Below are 17875 nucleotides of genomic sequence, written 5' to 3'. Positions count from 1 at the left end.
TGTTAAACGTAGGGGGTGTTAGTGGAATCCGTAGAGCACTTGCTATTGTCCTGGTTGGGCGAGAATCGCGCCTGGATCGTGATTGTCTTCCTGTTCGTACTGATTGCGGCACTGGCTGCCTGGATGTATGGCCGTTTCGTCATGCGGCTGGCGGCTCGGGCTGAAAAGACAGAGAACCCTTGGGATGATGCCCTGGTGCGGGCACTGTCGCCCCCAGGGCAGGTTTTGGTGTGGTTGCTGGGACTGACGTTTGCGGCACAGTATGCGGAACAGGCCACCGGTGCGGAAATCTTCTCTGTAGCAGAACCGATGCGGGAGATAGGGCTTATCCTGGTTCTGGCCTGGTTTGCCTGGCGTTTCTCCCACAGTACCGAGTGCAATCTGAGCAATCCGCGCTATATCGGCAAGCCGATGGATGCAACCACGGTACGTGCGATCGGTAAGCTTGTCAGGGCCTCCATAGCCATTACCTCAGGCATTGTAATTATGCAGTTCCTGGGCTACAGCGTGAGTGGCCTGCTGGCTTTCGGTGGAATCGGCGGACTGGCGGTAGGTTTCGCGGCCAAGGATTTGTTGGCAAATTTTTTCGGTGGCCTGATGATCTACCTGGACCGCCCCTTTGCGGTGGGGGACTGGATACGCTCACCAGATAAGGAGATTGAGGGCACAGTCGAGGATATCGGTTGGCGCCTTACCCGGATACGTACCTTCGATCTGCGCCCGGTCTATGTGCCCAATAGTGTTTTTACCCAGATTGCGGTAGAAAACCCTTCACGCATGCTAAATCGGAGGATTTTCGAAACCATCGGCATCCGTTATGAAGATGCGCATTTGATGGCGTCGATTGTTTCAGATGTAAGGGCAATGTTACAGCGGCACCCAGAAATAGATGCCAATCGAACACTGATCGTTAACTTCAACAGCTTCGCCGTCTCATCGCTGGATTTCTTTGTGTATACGTTTACGCGAACGACAGACTGGATCCGTTTTCACGAGATAAAACAGGAGGTTTTATTATCAATCTTAAGGATTGTCGAGGGTCATGGAGCCTCCTGTGCATTTCCTACGTCTACCTTACATATTGCCGATATTCCTTCATTAACACGGGAGCCTGTGTGTGACAGCCCACCGCAAGTGTAATAAGGTACAAGTGAGTCATATAGATACTGCCCTTTGCCAAGCTTTTGACGGTTAATTACGCATATCGGTACAAACCTAGTATCTATTTCACATAGAAAACTAGACACTGGCGCTGTTTTATCTAAAAATCAGTTTACGTTCGCTGGATATCTGTCCAAAGGATGATTCAAGACAGCATTCTGCATGGCGCAGTCTGTTAATAATAGGGTGGCGTTTGTCCCTCTTTACGTATGGGGTAATAGAGGTGGGCGCAATAACAATAATGAGGTTGTCTCAATGAGTGATCGCGTTACAGGTACTGTGAAGTGGTTTAATAACGCAAGGGGTTATGGCTTCATCACCTGTGGAGAAGGAACTGAAGATATTTTTGTTCACTACCGTAGCATCCGCGGCGAGGGTTATAAGACCCTTAATGAGGGGCAGGCGGTTGAGTTCGAAATGCAACAAGGTGACAAAGGACTGCTGGCGGAAGATGTTGTTCCCTGTGAGTGATTCCCGGATTGCTCGTTGAAAGAACTGTTGTCGTGCGGGGTTGGGTGATTGTTAGCTGCCAGCTCTGCCAGCGCCTCTAGAAAAGCGGGTCTTTCGACCCGCTTTTCTAATTTCGTTCGTTATCATACAGACTGGCTCGCTTGGCAATCCAATGCATGAGCGTATAAATAGGATTAGTGGCGCGCTGCCGCCGGGCCTGGGAATACTGGCGTAACTTACATTGCTGTTGGTATTCAAGGGGTGGCAGCCAGGCGGCGCTGCTCGCCCTAGCGTTTATTGATGTTGTGAATAATTGGGTGCAGAGGCTTTCGTATATTCGTTTTTTTTTCGCTTTCACAGTATTTTTTGGCAATGGTGGCAAACCGGGACATAGCGTGAATCAAACAGGTATCCGGCCGGTCAGTGTCTTTTGAATACAATGGTATGAGTCCTGGTGGTTGGTATCCACGATGAACTGGGTAGTAAAAGCAGCTGCCCGTTATGCTCTTCTTCGACATGGAAGTCCCGCTATGCACCCCGGCATCGACCAGAATACGCGGCCCGATTACGATCCTGTGATTCAGGATATCGCTGACTATGTCCTGAATTACTCTATTGATTCCGATGCAGCCTGGGATGCCGCACGCTATTGCCTGATGGATGCCCTTGGCTGCGCTCTTCTGGCGCTGCGCTTTCCCGAATGTACCAAGTTGCTGGGTCCTTTGGTGGAGGGGACCTGGGTGCCCGGTGGCGCGCGAGTGCCGGGCACCCGGTTTCAACTGGACCCTGTGAAAGCGGCCTGGGATATCGGCTGTACAATACGCTGGCTGGATTTTAACGATACCTGGTTGGCCGCGGAGTGGAGTCATCCCTCGGATAACCTGGGCGCTATACTCGCGGTGGGCGATTATCTGTCGCAACAGCAGCGGGTACAGGGTGGCCCCCAAGTGCCGATGCAAAAAGTACTTGAGGCCATGGTCAAAGCCTACGAAATTCAGGGCGTGCTGGCGGTGGCAAACAGCTTTAACCGCGTTGGCTTGGACCATGTACTGTTGGTGCGAGTGGCTTCAGCGGCGGTCGCGGCCTGGATGAAAGGTGGCAGTCGAGCGGAAATAATGGCGGCGGTATCCCTGGCCTGGGTGGATGGCAGCGCCCTGCGCACCTATCGGCACACCCCCAATACCGGTTCGCGCAAGTCCTGGGCAGCGGGGGATGCCTCATCTAGGGGTCTATGGCTTGCGCAGATGGCAGTGCTTGGGGAAATGGGAGTGCCCACTGCCCTCAGCGCACATCAGTGGGGTTTTTACGATGTCTGTTTTAGCAAAACCAATGCGGATCAGAAAGTAAAGCTGGAGGGAGACCGGCAGTTTCAATTTTCCTGTGGCTATGGGTCTTATGTGATAGAGAACATTCTGTTTAAGGTCTCCTTTCCGGCCGAGTTCCACAGCCAGACTGCCTGTGAAGCAGCCATTGCGCTGCACCCGCAAGTGGTTGAAAGGCTTACAGAGGTCGACAGGATTGTGGTGACAACGCAGGAGTCGGCGATCCGTATTATCTCGAAACGCGGCCCTTTGGCGAATGCGGCAGATAGAGATCACTGTCTCCAGTATGTGGTTGCCGTGTCACTGTTATTTGGCAATCTGCAGGCTGAATACTACCAAGATGATTTCCATAGGGCGCATCCGGAAATTGATGTGCTGCGCGACAAAATGGCGGTGGTTGAGGACAACTGCTACTCGAGGGATTACCTGGACCCGGACAAACGCTCTATTGCCAATGCAGTGCAGGTCTTTTTTCGAGACGGCAGCTCGACAAAAAAGATCGAGGTGGCATACCCCATTGGACACCGCCGTCGCCGGCAGGAGGGAATTCCACTGCTGGAGAACAAGTTTCGCCAGAACCTGGCTTCCCGCTTTCCCCGGGGCCAAATGGAGAAAATTTTGGCGTTATGCCAGGACTTGCGACGCCTCCGGAACCTGCCGGTACATCGGTTTATGGATTTATTGGTGATTTAGTGCCCCGTGTCGTCAGCGGGGGGAAGGACTGCCAGGTGGGCATTAATGCGGCGGCCAGTGGCCGCCTATTCAAGCACTCACAGGGTGGGGTGATCAGATGGCCCTTCCCAATTGGAGTCGCCGGCGTATCAAGTGCTCCTAGAATTTGTACTCGGCACCGATGCCAGCGTAGCTGCGGTCGTAGCCTGCATCTGCGCTTTCATCGGTGTAGAATCCAAAAACCTTGGCCGCGCTGTTGAACTTGTAGTCGACCCCAAGGCTGTAGGTTTTTCCGTCCTCCTTGACAATGTCGGACTGGCCGTACTGGGCTTTCAGGGTCCATTGCTCGATCTTGTAGGCAACAGAACCCATCCAGCCGTCCTGGTTGCTGCCGTCAGCTTTTTCCTGATCTTCGAAAAGGGCGCCGACCTGGAGGGGGCCAAGATTGTATTGGGCGACGAAGCGCTGAACGTCACGGTCATTTTCTTCAACGTCCTGGTCAACAGCGTAGGCCAGGTAAACACCGTTGTTGTCGTAGGCGATCGAGACGGAAGCCCCGTTTTCCCGGGTGATCTCCCTGAGTATTTCGTCACCTGCCTCATTTAGGCCGAGGTCCTCATAGCCAATCACAGCGTCTTTGTGGCTGATGTAAGCGGCAGAGGCTTTAAAACCAGCGAAAGACGGAGTAGTGTACTGAAAACTGTCTGCTTCGCGGTTGTCGCTCTTGGTGATCAGGCTCTTGATGTCGCCCTCCAGATCGTTGAACAAATCCACTTTCTTCTGGGCAATCTTCAGTGGGGTGTCAAACTTGCCCGCGATCACCTGACCGAAACCGCCTTCCAGGCCAGCGTAGATATTGCGCTGGGAGAAGGTGTCTTCGGTGTCGCCGTCCATATCCACTTCGTATTCCAAACGGTAGATGCCCTTGATGCTCTCGGTCAGAGCGATTTCGCCCTTCACGCCGAGGCGAGAGGCATTGCTCTGAACGTCGGTGACAGAGCCGTCGCCCTCGTCGGCAGACTGCAGGGCGACATTGGCTTTGCCGTAAAAATCTACTAGTTCGCCTTCATCCTGAGCATTGGCCACAGTGGGGATCAGGGTAACGATGGCCAGAGAGAGCGCGGTCTTGTTCATAATCGTCTCGCACAGTTTATGGGTTTGGTCAGAGGGGGGTTTTCGTTCGCTTTATTGACGACCCCTCAATCTGGTGCGGATTCTGCGACCTGAATATTACAAAAAGGTTAAAGATGGCGCTTTTTTTAAAATAATATGACCAGTGAGTGTTACGCAAAGGCCTTAATGCCACCTGGAGGCAGCATAAGCTAACGATACCCTCTTTCTTTTGGTTCGCTTGTACCTGCTCTTGGGTTTCTGGCAGTCCCTCAGGTTGATTCAAGTGCGAATGGGGGTATTACCTGCTGATGTAAAGGCATTGAATCGAGCAGGGACAGCGGGGGCAAATGGGTATGCTTTATTGGCGGAGGGTATCTGGTGAAAGGCGACTCTGGGGTCCCACTCCGCTGCTCTGGATATTTTCACTGTCCCTCATGGGCGTCGGTTGTCTACCTGAACTTCCTCAAACGGGGCTGCTGTTGGGCGTCTATGTGTCATTGGCCCTGGTGGTGCTCATACAGCCCCGGCACAGGCCCGCACTGATTGTGTTGGCCGTCTCCCTTGCCGGTGCTGGCTGGGGGTTGTGGAGCAACCAGAAAGCGCTGCAACAACGCCTGCCCATTGAGATACACGGCTCCGACCACCTGCTCCGGGTCCAAATCGTATCCCTGCCGGAAATTCGCTCCGGTAACGGTGATCAATGGGACGGGTCGCAGGCACGCAGTGTGCGTTTCCAGGCGGTGGTTTTGGGGGCGCCTCCGGGCAAAAGGCGGAGTCCGGTTGCAGCGGGTAGCCTCTTGTATCTCACCTGGTATCGTGCCGATGCCGACACGCTGTCCCAACTGCGCGGTGCCAGCCGCTGGTTATTGCCGGTGCGATTGATGCGCCCGCGGGGCAGTGTGAACCCCCACAGTTTTGATTATGAGCATTGGCTCCTGCAAAGGGGGGTATTTGCGACAGGCTATGTGCGCCCTGGGGACGCGACCCCGCAGTGGTTGGGGCAGGGCGCGGGAATAGGGTCGCTGCGCAGTATGTTGCGCGACAGGCTGCTAGCACTGCCGGTGGGGCGGACAGCACTGATCAGCGCGTTACTGCTGGGTGATCGCAGCGGTCTTGTCCAGGCGGATCGAGACCTGTTGAAGCGGACGGGTACAGCGCACCTGCTGGCGATTTCGGGGCTGCATGTGGGCATGGTGGCGGGATTTCTATTGCTGCTCGGTCATGGCATTGCCCGGGGTGTCGGCATTCTGACAGGCGTTACCCCCGCGATCCTGTCTGTGGCGCTGGCTTTGGCGGGCACCCTGATTTATACCCTGCTGGCCGGTGCGCCCCTCTCGGCGCAAAGGGCGCTGGTGATGACCTGGGTATTGCTGCTGGGTTGGCAGTGGCGGCGCAGAATTGGTGCCGGCATTGCCTTTGCCCTGGCGCTTGCCCTGGTACTCACCCTGCAGCCGCTGGCCTTTTACGCAGCGGGATTCTGGTTGTCTTTCACTGCAGTTGCAGCCCTGCTGCTGGGTTTTAGAGGACGCCTGGCACTGGCGCTTGAGCCAGTATCGACCACCCAGGTGCTCAAAGCGGGGGCTTTCCCTGCAGTGCGATCCTCGTGGCTCACCCGTATTTTGCAGCTGCTGCGCAGCCAGTGGCTGGTGGCTCTGGGATTGCTTTTGCCTTCGGTCGTGTATTTTTCCGGATTCAGTGCCGGCGGCATGTTGTTCAACTTGGTGGCGATTCCCTGGCTTGGTGTACTCATCCTGCCTGTGCTGATGCTGGGCATCTTGCTGATGGAGACGAGCTTAGGGCTTCTTTGTTTCAGGTTCGCCGGTTGGCAGCTGGACCTTTTGATAAGGTGCCTGGAGGCTGCGGATCGTCTGTTGCCCAGTTGGCAGACCCTGGCGCCGCCGCAGGGTCCAGTGCTGCTGGCGGTTGCAGCGCTGGGTGTATTGGCGCTGTTGCTACCGCGGGGTTGGCCGGCGCGCAACCTGGGCTGGCTGTTTCTGTTGCCCTTGCTCCAGCCGCTGCTGCCCCTGTCGGTGTCGGAGCGCCAGGGGTTTCGGTTCACCGCCCTCGATGTTGGCCAGGGACTGGCGCTGGTGTTTTACTCCTCACAAGCCCATGTCGTCTATGACGCGGGTCCCCTGTCTTCGACAGGTTGGAGCGCCGGCAGCGCCATACTCACCCCCTACCTTGTCGCGGCGCGGGCAGGTACCCTGGATGCGCTGATTGTCAGCCATGGAGACAGGGATCACGCTGGTGGTGTGCAGGGGCTGCTGCAGACCTTTCTGCCGGGCAGGCTGTATGCGCCGGGGCGATTGGGATTCAACCTGGTGGGTAATTCCAGTGTGCCAACGGAAGCCTGCGTGGCCGGCAGAAGCGCCAGTATTGGCGATATCACTATTGACTGGCTCTGGCCCCAGGGAGAGGCACTAAGCGGTACGGAAAATGACCACAGTTGTGTGGCCCTGGTGCAGTGGCGCAAGGTTCGATTGTTGCTGACAGGGGATATCAGCAGTGCGGTGGAAACTCGTCTACAGCAGATGTACCCCCATTTCCCGCCAGTGGATCTGCTGGTGGCGCCACATCATGGGTCGCGGACTTCGTCATCGACAAACCTGCTGGTTTGGTCGAAGCCGGAGCGGGTTGTTTTCAGCGCAGGTTTTCGCCATCACTTTGGCCATCCCCATGCCGAGGTGGTCGAGCGTTACCGCAAAATGGGTACTCAAATTTTCAATACTGCGCAAAACGGCGCGGTGGCGTTTTTTTGGCGGGAGGGAATCAGCCGGCCCCAGGTACGCCTGGCCCGGTCCGCTGCGCGATTTTGGTATGCGGGTCACAGTGATGAGGCAGGGCACGATGGAGGACTTAGCCGCCGGGAATAGCTGTGGTAAAGTGCTGAACCCGCATCTGTGATGCAGTAGTTAAATTCCCGAAATCCCTCTCGCTGTTTGGGGCTGAGAAACGTGTTAGAAATCATAAAATCCGGTGGCTGGCTGATGCTGCCGATCCTGCTCTGTTCTGTAGCCGTAATTGCGATCTGTATTGAGCGCCTTTGGACATTGCACCCCCAGCGCATAGCGCCACCGACCCTGTTGAGCGAAGTTTGGGGGTTGCTGAAAAACAATCAGCTGGATGCGGAGCAACTGAAAGCGTTGCGGGACTCCAGTCCATTGGGGCGCATTTTTGCCTCCGGCCTGTCCAATTCCCGCCATGGTCGCGATGTGATGAAAGACAGCATTGAGGAGACTGCGAGTCAAGTGGTGCATGAACTCGAGCGCTATTTGGGTGTATTGGGCACCATTGCAGCGGTTGCACCACTGATCGGCCTGCTCGGCACCGTGATTGGTATGATCCAGGTATTTACCGCCATTATGCTGGAGGGAACCGGCAATGCCGGGGTACTGGCCGGTGGCATCAGCCAGGCCTTGATCACTACCGCTGCGGGCCTGACCGTGGCTATCCCCGCGCTGATGGCACACAGATATTTCCAGCGCCGGGTGGATACCATAGTGGTGGCGATGGAACAGGAAGCCGTGAAGCTTGTGGATGCTTTGCACAGCGACCGCAACATCAAAGCCGCGGCCTGAGCGAGGTAGCAACCCATGCACTTTCGCCGTCAAGCCAAAGAGTCTGATGGAGTGAACCTCACGCCGCTGATTGACGTGGTTTTTCTCCTGTTGATTTTCTTTATGGTGTCTACCACCTTTACCAAGGAGAGCCACCTCAAGCTGAACCTGCCGGAAGCCGCTGGGCCCCAGGCGGCAGAGCAGCCCCGTGCTGTGGAAATTTTGATCAGTGCGGATGGTGGTTACGCTGTGGAAGGTCAGCCTTTGATCAACAAAAAACTGACCACCTTGAAATCCGCGCTGTCAGAAGTTTCCGCAGGCGAGTACAATCGCCCGCTTGTGATCACCGCCGACGCCACAGCCCATCATCAAGCCGTGGTTCGGGCAATGGATGCCGCTGGACAGTTGGGTTTTGTCAACCTAAGCATTACTACACGGCAACCGGAACAAAACTAGCGCGCAGAGTCTGTATCTGGCCGTGGTGGATGGTGGGATTCGCGCGTGCATTCATCCCGTTTGGGTGAATCCATTCATTGGTCTGTATGAAGAGAGAAATCCCGTCCCCCAGCAAACCGCAACGAGGGGCGCAAACCTATCGCCGTCTGCTCATTTACGCCCGACCGCATATTGCCATCTTTGGTGTTGCAGTCCTGGGTTTTTTGCTGTTTTCTGTGATGGGTGTCAGCCTGATTGCCGTAACCGAGCTGCTGCTCGATGCGGTGGGGGCGGGTATTCAGGAGAATCGCGGTTTTCTCTCAAAATTTGTAGCCTCTCACTATGCCGGAGGCGTGATGCCCCAGGAAACCGCGCGCTGGCTGGTTCCCCTGGCGATGTTCTTGATTATTGTGTTGCGGGCGCTGGGCAACTTTATTGGCAGCTACGGTCTTTCCCATGTGGCGCGCGCAGTGATTCACCAGCTTCGCACCGAATTGTTCGAAAGGATCGGCCAGCTTCCCAGTGCCTATTTTGACCGTTATACCGGCGCCTACCTGATTTCCAAGGTCTCCTATAACGTCGAGCAGGTTACCAACGCCATCACCAAGGCGATCAAAGTGCTTTTCCGCGAATCCTTTACCACGCTTGGCCTGTTGATATACCTGCTGTTGGTGAACTGGAAACTCACGTTGACCTTTTTTCTGTTTGCGCCACTGATCGCTCTTATTGTGCGGGTGGTCGGCAAGCGGTTTCGCAAATTGAGTCATCGTATCCAGAACTCCATGGGAGATGTTACCCACGTCACCCAGGAAGCCATCAATGGCTACCAGGTTGTACGTATGTATGGTGGCCAGGCTTATGAGCGTTCCCGTTTTCTGTCAGCCAGTGACAACAATCGCAGACAATTTATGAAGCTGGTGGTGACCAATACTGCCAGTGTGTCGGTTATACAGATTTTGGTGGGGCTCTCGACGGCTACCATTGTATGGCTGGCCCTGGCACCAGGTATGGTGGAGTCCATGACTGCGGGGGTTTTTGCCGCCTATATCGGCGCTGCGGCCTCCCTGGCGAAACCGGTACGCAGTCTCTCCGAGGTGTTTGCGGATATTCAAAAAGGCATTGCCGCGGCGGAGAGTATTTTCGAGGTGATGGATGCACCCAAGGAGCCGCAGGGGGGCAAGCAGAGGTTACCCAGGCCGGTGCGCGGGGCGGTCAGTTTTGAAGCTCTGGAGTTCAGCTATGATGAGGCGGCACCAAAAGTCCTTGAAGGGATCAGCTTTTCTGTGGGAGTGGGTGAAACGGTGGCCCTGGTCGGGGCTTCGGGCTCCGGCAAAAGTACCCTGGTAAGTCTGCTGGCCCGTTTTTATGAACCCAGTGGCGGGTGCATTCTGGTGGATGGCACAGATATCTCCGCTGTACCTGTCACCGAATTGCGCCATCATATCAGTATGGTATCGCAGAATATCGTCTTATTTAACGATACCGTTTACCGCAATATCGCCTATGGCGAACTGGAAGATGCCCCTCGGGAAAATGTACTGCGCGCCATAGAACAGGCGCATGCGGCTCAATTTATCGAAGCACTGCCACAAGGGCTGGAGACCGCCCTGGGTGACAATGCGCAGACGCTCTCCGGCGGTCAGCGCCAGCGTCTGTCGATCGCACGGGCCCTGCTCAAGGATGCTCCCATTCTTATTCTGGATGAGGCGACTTCGGCATTGGATAATGAGTCCGAACGCCATATTCAGGCCGGCCTGAGGGAGGTGATGAAAAACCGCACTACGTTTGTCATTGCCCATCGCCTGAGTACGATCGAAAATGCCGATCGCATCCTGGTGATGGAGAGGGGCCGTATAGTGGAGAGCGGTAGTCACACGGAGTTGCTCGCACGCGGGGGGCATTATGCCGTATTGTTGCAACGGCAGGCGATGGGGTAGGGCACAGGGATGTCACTGGAAGACTGGTTGAATACGCGCTGGTATCCGAAACAGGGCGGCAGGCGGGCTCTGTACCTGCTCGCACCACTGGAGATGCTCTACCGCCAATTGATCGGTCGGCGCAGGGCCAGGTTGGCCCGCACGCCGCCACCGCCACTACCGGCGCCGGTCATTGTGGTGGGTAATATCACTGTTGGTGGTGCCGGCAAAACGCCGTTGGTGGCGGAACTCGCGCGCTGGTTGAAAGAGCGGGGTAGAAACCCCGGTATTGTCAGTCGCGGATACGGCGGCCGCGCCAAGCGCTATCCCTACCAGGTTACGGCCCAGTCGCACCCGCTGGAATCCGGTGATGAACCACTGATGCTGCACCTGATTTCCGGTGTGCCGGTGATGGTTTCCCCCAATCGAACAGAGGCGGCCCGGGCACTGATTGATTATCACCAGTGCAATGTCATTTTGTCCGATGACGGTTTGCAGCATTACAATCTTTGGCGCAGCCTGGAAATTTGTGTGGTGGATGGCCTGCGCGGTCTCGGCAATGGCCATTTGCTGCCCTGTGGCCCCCTGAGAGAGCCTGAAACCCGTTTGCGGACTGTGGATATTGTGGTGAGTAACGGCGAGCCCGGTTCGGGAGTCAGGCAGCAGTGCGGAGATCTGCTGGATTTCCAGATGACACTGGAGCCATCCTGCTGGCATCAATTTAACCTCGATCAGACTTCTACACTGCGACTGCTCTCGGGGCCGGAGCCCGGCCCCTGCCACGGGGTGGCGGCGATCGGCAATCCGCAGCGCTTTTTCCGCGCACTTCGCCAACTCGGCTTTAAGGTGATGGAGCAACCCTTTGCCGATCACCATCAGTTCAGTCCGCAGGAGCTGCACTTTGATGGCAAAACACCGGTCATCATGACGATGAAGGATGCGGTAAAATGCCGCGACTTCTGGCAGAGCCACTGGTGGGCGCTGGAGGTGCGCGCCAAGTTACCCGATCTGTTTTATCAAAAGGTGCATCGGCACCTGCAGCAGTTTTCTGATGATGAAAAATAATTGCGCTTTCGATGTTATTATTCCCGCCCGTTTCGCGGCCAGTCGATTACCGGGCAAGCCCCTGGCAGATATTGCCGGTAAACCCATGGTGCAGCATGTCTATGAGCGGGCACGGGAGAGCAGTGCCGAGCGGGTGATTGTCGCCACTGACGATATGCGCGTAGCTGAAGCTGTGCGGGCATTCGGTGGGGCGGTGTGTATGACCTCGGCGGATCATGCCTCCGGCACCGATCGCCTGCAGGAAGTGGCGATGAATCTTGGGCTCGCCGACGATCGCATACTGGTGAATGTACAAGGGGATGAGCCCCTGATCCCGGCCCGGGTTATCAATCAGGTCGCGCACAATCTCGCGGCAAATGGGCGCGCCGGTGTGGCCACCCTGGCGGAGCCTATTCATACCCTGGACGACTTTCGTAATCCGAATATTGTAAAAGTCGTCACTGCAAAATCGGGGATGGCGCGCTATTTTTCTCGCGCGCCAATACCCTGGCCGCGGGATGCCTTTAGCCTGGAAGCCATTGAACTGCCCGTTGGCCTGGAACCTCGCCGACATATTGGTATCTATGCCTACCGGGTGGCGCTGTTGCAAAGCTTCGTATCCTGGCCTGTGGCCCCGCTTGAGCGGTTCGAAGCGCTGGAACAGCTGCGTTTTTTGTACCACGATGAAGATATCCATGTAGCCGATGCCTGTACGGAAGTGCCTGGCGGTATAGATACCGAGCGGGATCTTCAGCGTGTACGGGCACTTTTCGGCTAAAGCTGTTTCCCGATGATAGAAGCCGATATCGATTTACAACCCCATAATACCCTGGCAATACCTGCTCAGAGTGCCCATTTTGCGCGGGTGCGAACGCTGGATCAGTTGCGGGAAGCTTTAGCGTTTGCGCTGCGGCGGCGCCTTCCCATTTTGCCCTTGGGTGGCGGCAGCAATATCGTGTTGACCGGGGATTTCCCCGGTCTGGCTATCCAGTTGGATCTTCGTGGTCTCTCACTTAAGTCGGAGGACCTTGGTCACACTGTCAGCGCCGCCGCCGGTGAGAATTGGCATCAATTGGTGATGACGACGGTGAAGAAAGGATTGGGTGGGCTGGAAAACCTTGCCTTGATTCCGGGCAAGGTGGGTGCAGCGCCAATTCAGAACATCGGTGCCTATGGGATTGAGTTGCGCGATCGCTTTAGCAGCTTGCAAGCAATGGAAATTGCCAGCGGGGAAATACATACATTCGATACCGGGGACTGCGCCTTTGCTTACCGCGACAGTGTGTTCAAGGGCTCGCTGCGAGACCAGTACATCATCACCCAGGTGAGCCTGGTGCTTCCCGGCAAATGGCAGCCCTATATCGGCTATCCTGCACTGCGCGAGTATCTACAAAAACGCAACTGGGACCGCGCCGCGCTGACGCCGGCTCTGGTGGCGCGAGCAGTGAGTGATATCCGCAATAGCAAATTGCCTTTGCCGGAAATAATTCCCAATGCCGGCAGTTTTTTCAAGAATCCTGTCGTAGATACCGTTTGCTATGAAAGCCTTAAGGTGGCACACCCGGATTTGGTGGCTTTTGCAGCGGGGGATCGCTGGAAGTTGGCTGCGGCATGGCTGATTGATCGCGCCGGTTGGCGGGGGGCCCGGCGCAATGCTGTGGGGGTGCACGATTCTCAGGCCCTGGTGCTGGTCAACCCCGGCAGGGGTAGTGGGGATGAACTGACGGGGCTGGCCGAGGAGATCGCCGCTGACGTGCGTGCAAAATTTGGTGTGTCACTGGAACCCGAGCCACGCTACTACCCATAGTGGGGTGCTCCGGCTGAGCGGTGGCCCTTGACGGTGCCAATCCAGCGCCTTCTGCAGCCCTGTTTTTTCCATATCGCTCCCTGCTGCCTAGCCGTGACCCTGGCACGAGGTTTTAGGCAGAATCTTGACGTCCAATCACTGCTTAAGTCATCGGGTTCAACAGAGATTTGTGTTGTGGCACAGATCCCAATATCTATAACTAAAAGAAATTTAATTGCATTTAATATATTTCGAATTCTATTATCCATAGAATCTTCGTTATCTGACTTTTTGCCGTGCAAATCGTGCGGAATAAAAACCTGTTGATCGCAGGAAAATAACTTGGTACGTTTTTACAGTGTAACGATTGCGTATAATGGCAGCAGAATTCTTTGCCGATCAGACTTTTTGGCAGCATTTGAAACGCCAACTTTGCTTTGCGGTAGCGTTTTTGTCTGGTATGTTGTCGTTGGATTCTTGGGGTGGATCTGTGCGGGGCAGTTTCCCCGCAATTAAGAAAAAGAAGGCAGTTTCGAGGGCGCAGGCGGTGGGGATGAAGACGCTGCGCAATCGCTGCACTTATCCGTAGTTGGGGATAGCTTGATCAAAGTCTTGGTGGTAGACGATCACGATCTTGTGCGAATGGGGATTTCGCGCATGTTGAGTGATGTCGAGGGAGTAGAGGTCGTTGGCGAGGCAAATTGTGGCGAGGAAGCCCTGGAATTTGTGCGCCAGCGCGAAGTCGATGTGATTCTCATGGATGTAAAAATGCCCGGCATGGGCGGGCTCGAAGCGACCCGAAAGCTGCTCCGCCGTTGTCCGCAGGCGAGAGTTGTCGCGGTGAGTGCGCTGGATGACGATTTGTTCCCCGGTCGCTTGATCGAAGCGGGCGCCCGGGGGTATGTCACCAAGGGTGCCGACCTGGCAGAGATGGTTCTCGCAATTCGCACCGTGGTGTCCGGTGAACCGTATATCAGCAAGTCCATGGCGACCAAAATGGCACTGCGCAATGTCTCCGGCCAAACGGGTAACCGCTCTCCGTTCGAAAAACTTTCCAAGCGTGAACTGCAGACCGCTGATATGATCGTCAATGGGGCCAAGGTCGCAGAGATCGCCCAGACGCTCTCTGTCAGCCCCAAAACAGTAAACAGCTACCGTTACCGGATTTTCGAGAAGTTGAATATCAGCAGTGATGTTGAATTGACCCTGCTCGCAGTCAAATACCAGATACTCGATCCCGAGGCGGCCCTTTAATTTTAGCGGGCAGGTGCCGGCCCATAAAAATGACTGCCAGATGTTTGACAGCAAGCGTTTTCTTTCCACCGTTACCCGAAAGTCGGGCGTCTACCAGATGTTTGACGCCAACAATCATATTCTCTATGTGGGCAAGGCGAAAAACCTGCGCAATCGCCTTTCCAGTTATTTTCGCAGTTCTGGTCTCACCACCAAGACCATGGTCCTGGTGCAGCGCATCAACACCATAGAGGTTACTGTCACGCGCAGTGAGACGGAAGCGCTGGTGTTGGAACAAAGCCTGATCAAGGCGCAGCGCCCACCTTTCAATGTCATGCTGAAAGATGACAAAGGTTATCCTTATATTTTTCTTTCCAGCAGCGATGCTTTCCCACGCATTGGCTTGCATCGCGGTGCCAAATACAGGAAGGGACGCTATTTTGGCCCTTTTCCCAATGCGTCCTCGGTGCGTGAGAGCCTGAACTTCCTGCAAAAGACCTTTCGAATCCGCTCCTGTGAAGACAGCGTATTCCGCAACCGTTCAAGACCCTGCCTGCAATATCAGATCCAGCGCTGCACTGCGCCCTGTGTGCATTTTATCGGTGAGGAGGAGTACCGTCAGGATGTGCGTCACGCTGAGATGTTCCTCAGCGGCAAAAGCGACAGTATTATTCGGGAATTGGCCGATGAAATGGACGATGCCTCCAGGGCCCTGGCATTCGAGAAGGCCGCGCGCTTGCGCGACCAGATTTCCGCATTGCGACGCCTCCAGGCTGATCAGGTGGCCGAGGGCGACAGCGGTGATGTGGATGTGCTTGGGGTTGCCAGTGAGAGCGGCAGCTGTTGTGTACATGTGCTGTTTATCCGCCTGGGGAGAATATTGGGCAGTCGCAGTTATTTTCCCAGCGAGCGTCTCGGGCTGAGCCATGCTGCGCTGTTGTCTGCCTTTGTACCGCAGTTCTATATCGGCAGTGCGCGGGAAATCCCCCGCGAAATTCTTGTGTCCGAAGCCCTGGAGGATGTGGTGCCGCTGCAGCAGGCCCTGGGCGCCCAGAGTGGGCGAGAGGTTACCATAGCGCACAAATTGCGCGGCAAGCGCGCCACTTGGGTGGAGATGGCGCAACAGGCGGCCCGACAGAATTTGAGCAGCCGTACCGCTGCGCAGCAGAGGCTGTTCGACCGCTTTGAAGCGCTGCAGGAAGCGCTTGGGTTAGAGCAGCTTCCGGATAGGTTGGAGTGCTTCGATATCAGCCATTCATCAGGTGAGGCTACGGTGGCGTCATGTGTTGTATTTGATACCGGCGGTCCGGTCAAGTCGGATTACCGCCGATTCAATATTAAGGGCATCCAGGCCGGGGATGATTATGCGGCCATGGGTCAGGCGCTCAAGCGACGCTATACCCGCTTGTCAGGGGGCGAGGGCAAATTCCCCAATATTCTGTTGATTGATGGCGGAAAGGGTCAGGTTGGCCAAGCGGTGGACGCTCTTAATGCGCTGGGTGTGGTTGGTGTACAAATCATCGGCGTTGCCAAGGGCACGACGCGCAAAGCGGGCTTTGAAACCCTCCATGTGGTTTCCAGTAACAAAGAGCTTGTACTGTCTTCCGATTCGCCCGCTTTGCATTTGATTCAACGGGTTCGCGATGAGGCGCATCGGTTTGCCATTGCGGGCCACCGGGCGCGCCGGGACAAGAAGCGGCGGGAGTCGCCCCTGGAGGGCATCGCCGGGGTGGGGCCCGCTCGTCGACGGGCATTGCTGCGCCATTTTGGTGGTCTGCAGGAAATCAAGCGGGCCACAGCGACAGAAATTGCCAGTGTGGAGGGAATCAGCCGCAAACTCGCACAAACTATATACTCGCTACTGCACCAGGAATAATTGGGTGATAGAACTGATGAATTATTGTCCGGCTGTTTCACTGGACGTTTCATTTTGTGCAACGGCTTGTTAACGTACGTCCCCCTTCAAGAACAGAGAAAAGTATGACACTTGCCAACCAGTTGACATTGCTTCGTGTCGGATTGATACCCGTCTTGGTGATGGTTTTCTATCTGCCGTATCAATGGAGCTATGTCGCCTCGGCAGTTATTTTTGCCGCCGCCGCCGCAACCGACTGGCTCGACGGTTACCTGGCAAGAAAACTGAATCAAAGCACGGCATTTGGTGCCTTCCTGGACCCCGTCGCGGACAAGCTGATGGTGGCCACCGCCCTGGTGCTGCTTGTGGGCCTGCACAAAAATGCCTGGTTTACTATTGCAGCAGCAGTGATTATTTGCCGGGAGATTGCGGTATCCGGTCTGCGGGAATGGATGGCGGAGTTTGGTCAGCGCAGCAGTGTTGCCGTATCCTATGTGGGCAAGGTCAAGACTACGGCACAGATGGCGGCTATTATCGTATTGCTTGCCTTCGACGTACGGGAGTATCCGCTAATGGAAACCCTTGGGTATCTACTGTTGTATATCGCCGCTGCGCTGACCCTGTGGACAATGGTTATGTACCTGCGCGCTGCCTGGCCAACCCTGATGGCAAATAATCACACCCCCCCCTAGCTCATTGTCTTTTTAAGTCACTGTTGGTACCCATCGGCGCCATGAGGCAAAGGGGGTACTGCGGTCGCAATGTGATAGCCCCCTCATTAGGTGTATTTCAGCTCCAGAAGCGGACCGGGTCCGTTGCGGAGTGGCTCTGCCAGCTATTGTGATTATTGAAAGGGCGCTTCTCATCTCATTCTTTTGTTGCCGGTTTGCTAGGGGCTGTTGAAACAACATTTTTCAGCAGCCTGCTAACGCGAACAGGGATGTTCGGGCTGCAAATCAAGCCTGTAAGTGTTTGATTTGTCGTGGAGGGTTTGCGGGCATGCGCCGCAAACCCAAGTTGAAAAAAGTCATGGAAGGCCTTTTTCAACAACCTGCTAGAGTTCAAATTGAGCTGCGAGTATTTGTATTGTGATGTTGATTCAGGGGCCAGTTTATCGCTGTTGCGCCCGCCACGGAGTAGAGCTGTGTCAGTGAGGGGCAAGTTGATTGGGACTGGTCATCATTTCTGCCCCGGCCTTTAGGCAAACAAGCAGTACTTCACCAGACGCAATTGGGCTGTTGACACTGAAAAGGTGAGAGGTGGCAGAGTGAGGGGGCTCCTCCAGTCGGGGCTTTGAGGGGGCTGGAATACCCTTGTTGCAACCAGTA

Annotated in this window: 15 protein-coding genes; 14 read left to right on the top strand and 1 reads right to left on the bottom strand. The window is 55.5% G+C overall.

Annotated features, from left to right (window positions below):
* Positions 1–21 precede the first annotated feature (21 nt).
* The 3 genes from ACL7TT_RS04850 (at position 22) to ACL7TT_RS04840 (ending at position 3626) form a co-directional block, all read left to right on the top strand.
* Positions 22–1140: a mechanosensitive ion channel family protein gene (locus ACL7TT_RS04850; protein ID WP_413393594.1), complete on the top strand. Its 1119-nt coding sequence runs from the start codon at positions 22–24 to the stop codon at positions 1138–1140.
* 276 nt (positions 1141–1416) lie between these two features.
* Complete coding sequence (locus ACL7TT_RS04845) at positions 1417–1632, top strand: cold-shock protein (RefSeq protein WP_020413094.1); 216 nt, start codon at positions 1417–1419, stop codon at positions 1630–1632.
* Between the two features lie 449 nt (positions 1633–2081).
* On the top strand, positions 2082–3626 hold the full coding sequence (locus ACL7TT_RS04840) for a bifunctional 2-methylcitrate dehydratase/aconitate hydratase (protein ID WP_413393592.1): 1545 nt from the start codon (positions 2082–2084) through the stop codon (positions 3624–3626).
* 138 nt (positions 3627–3764) lie between these two features.
* Here ACL7TT_RS04840 and ACL7TT_RS04835 read toward each other — a convergent pair whose 3' ends face one another.
* A complete protein-coding gene (locus ACL7TT_RS04835) occupies positions 3765–4739 on the bottom strand; it encodes a porin (RefSeq protein WP_413393590.1) in 975 nt (324 codons plus the stop codon).
* A 326-nt stretch (positions 4740–5065) separates the two neighbouring features.
* Here ACL7TT_RS04835 and ACL7TT_RS04830 point away from each other — a divergent pair, with 326 nt between their 5' ends.
* From ACL7TT_RS04830 to pgsA, 11 genes are all read left to right on the top strand, one after another.
* Complete coding sequence (locus ACL7TT_RS04830; RefSeq protein WP_413393589.1) at positions 5066–7594, top strand: DNA internalization-related competence protein ComEC/Rec2; 2529 nt, start codon at positions 5066–5068, stop codon at positions 7592–7594.
* An 81-nt stretch (positions 7595–7675) separates the two neighbouring features.
* Positions 7676–8299 (top strand): MotA/TolQ/ExbB proton channel family protein, encoded by a 624-nt coding sequence (locus ACL7TT_RS04825; protein WP_413393587.1) that lies wholly within the window; start codon positions 7676–7678, stop codon positions 8297–8299.
* A 15-nt stretch (positions 8300–8314) separates the two neighbouring features.
* Positions 8315–8734: an ExbD/TolR family protein gene (locus tag ACL7TT_RS04820; RefSeq protein ID WP_299946438.1), complete on the top strand. Its 420-nt coding sequence runs from the start codon at positions 8315–8317 to the stop codon at positions 8732–8734.
* 86 nt (positions 8735–8820) lie between these two features.
* Positions 8821–10650 carry a lipid A export permease/ATP-binding protein MsbA gene (gene msbA / locus ACL7TT_RS04815; protein WP_413393584.1) on the top strand — a complete coding sequence of 610 codons (1830 nt, stop codon included), beginning with the start codon at positions 8821–8823 and terminating at the stop codon, positions 10648–10650.
* A 9-nt stretch (positions 10651–10659) separates the two neighbouring features.
* Positions 10660–11694, top strand: coding sequence for a tetraacyldisaccharide 4'-kinase (gene lpxK / locus ACL7TT_RS04810; RefSeq protein WP_413393582.1), 1035 nt, complete (start codon positions 10660–10662; stop codon positions 11692–11694).
* The gene (gene kdsB / locus ACL7TT_RS04805) at positions 11684–12451 is read left to right on the top strand and encodes a 3-deoxy-manno-octulosonate cytidylyltransferase (RefSeq protein WP_413393674.1); all 768 of its coding nucleotides are present in this window, start codon (positions 11684–11686) and stop codon (positions 12449–12451) included. The genes lpxK and kdsB overlap by 11 nt, the downstream gene beginning before the upstream one ends.
* A gap of 12 nt (positions 12452–12463) precedes the next feature.
* Entirely contained in the window at positions 12464–13480 is a 1017-nt protein-coding gene (murB, locus tag ACL7TT_RS04800; protein WP_413393580.1) for a UDP-N-acetylmuramate dehydrogenase, read from the top strand.
* Between the two features lie 355 nt (positions 13481–13835).
* Positions 13836–14048, top strand: coding sequence for a hypothetical protein (locus ACL7TT_RS04795; RefSeq protein ID WP_413393578.1), 213 nt, complete (start codon positions 13836–13838; stop codon positions 14046–14048).
* Positions 14049–14059: 11 nt separating this feature from the next.
* The gene (gene uvrY / locus ACL7TT_RS04790; RefSeq protein ID WP_299946426.1) at positions 14060–14713 is read left to right on the top strand and encodes a UvrY/SirA/GacA family response regulator transcription factor; all 654 of its coding nucleotides are present in this window, start codon (positions 14060–14062) and stop codon (positions 14711–14713) included.
* A gap of 40 nt (positions 14714–14753) precedes the next feature.
* A complete protein-coding gene (gene uvrC, locus ACL7TT_RS04785; protein WP_413393576.1) occupies positions 14754–16568 on the top strand; it encodes an excinuclease ABC subunit UvrC in 1815 nt (604 codons plus the stop codon).
* Between the two features lie 104 nt (positions 16569–16672).
* Positions 16673–17239 (top strand): CDP-diacylglycerol--glycerol-3-phosphate 3-phosphatidyltransferase, encoded by a 567-nt coding sequence (gene pgsA / locus ACL7TT_RS04780; protein WP_299946423.1) that lies wholly within the window; start codon positions 16673–16675, stop codon positions 17237–17239.
* Positions 17240–17875: the final 636 nt, after the last annotated feature.

Origin of the sequence: Microbulbifer jejuensis (assembly GCF_047289955.1) — a bacterium.
Taxonomy (GTDB): Bacteria; Pseudomonadota; Gammaproteobacteria; order Pseudomonadales; family Cellvibrionaceae; genus Microbulbifer.
The sequence above is the reverse complement of the archived record's forward strand: the minus strand, read 5'-3'. Positions and strand labels throughout refer to the sequence as shown.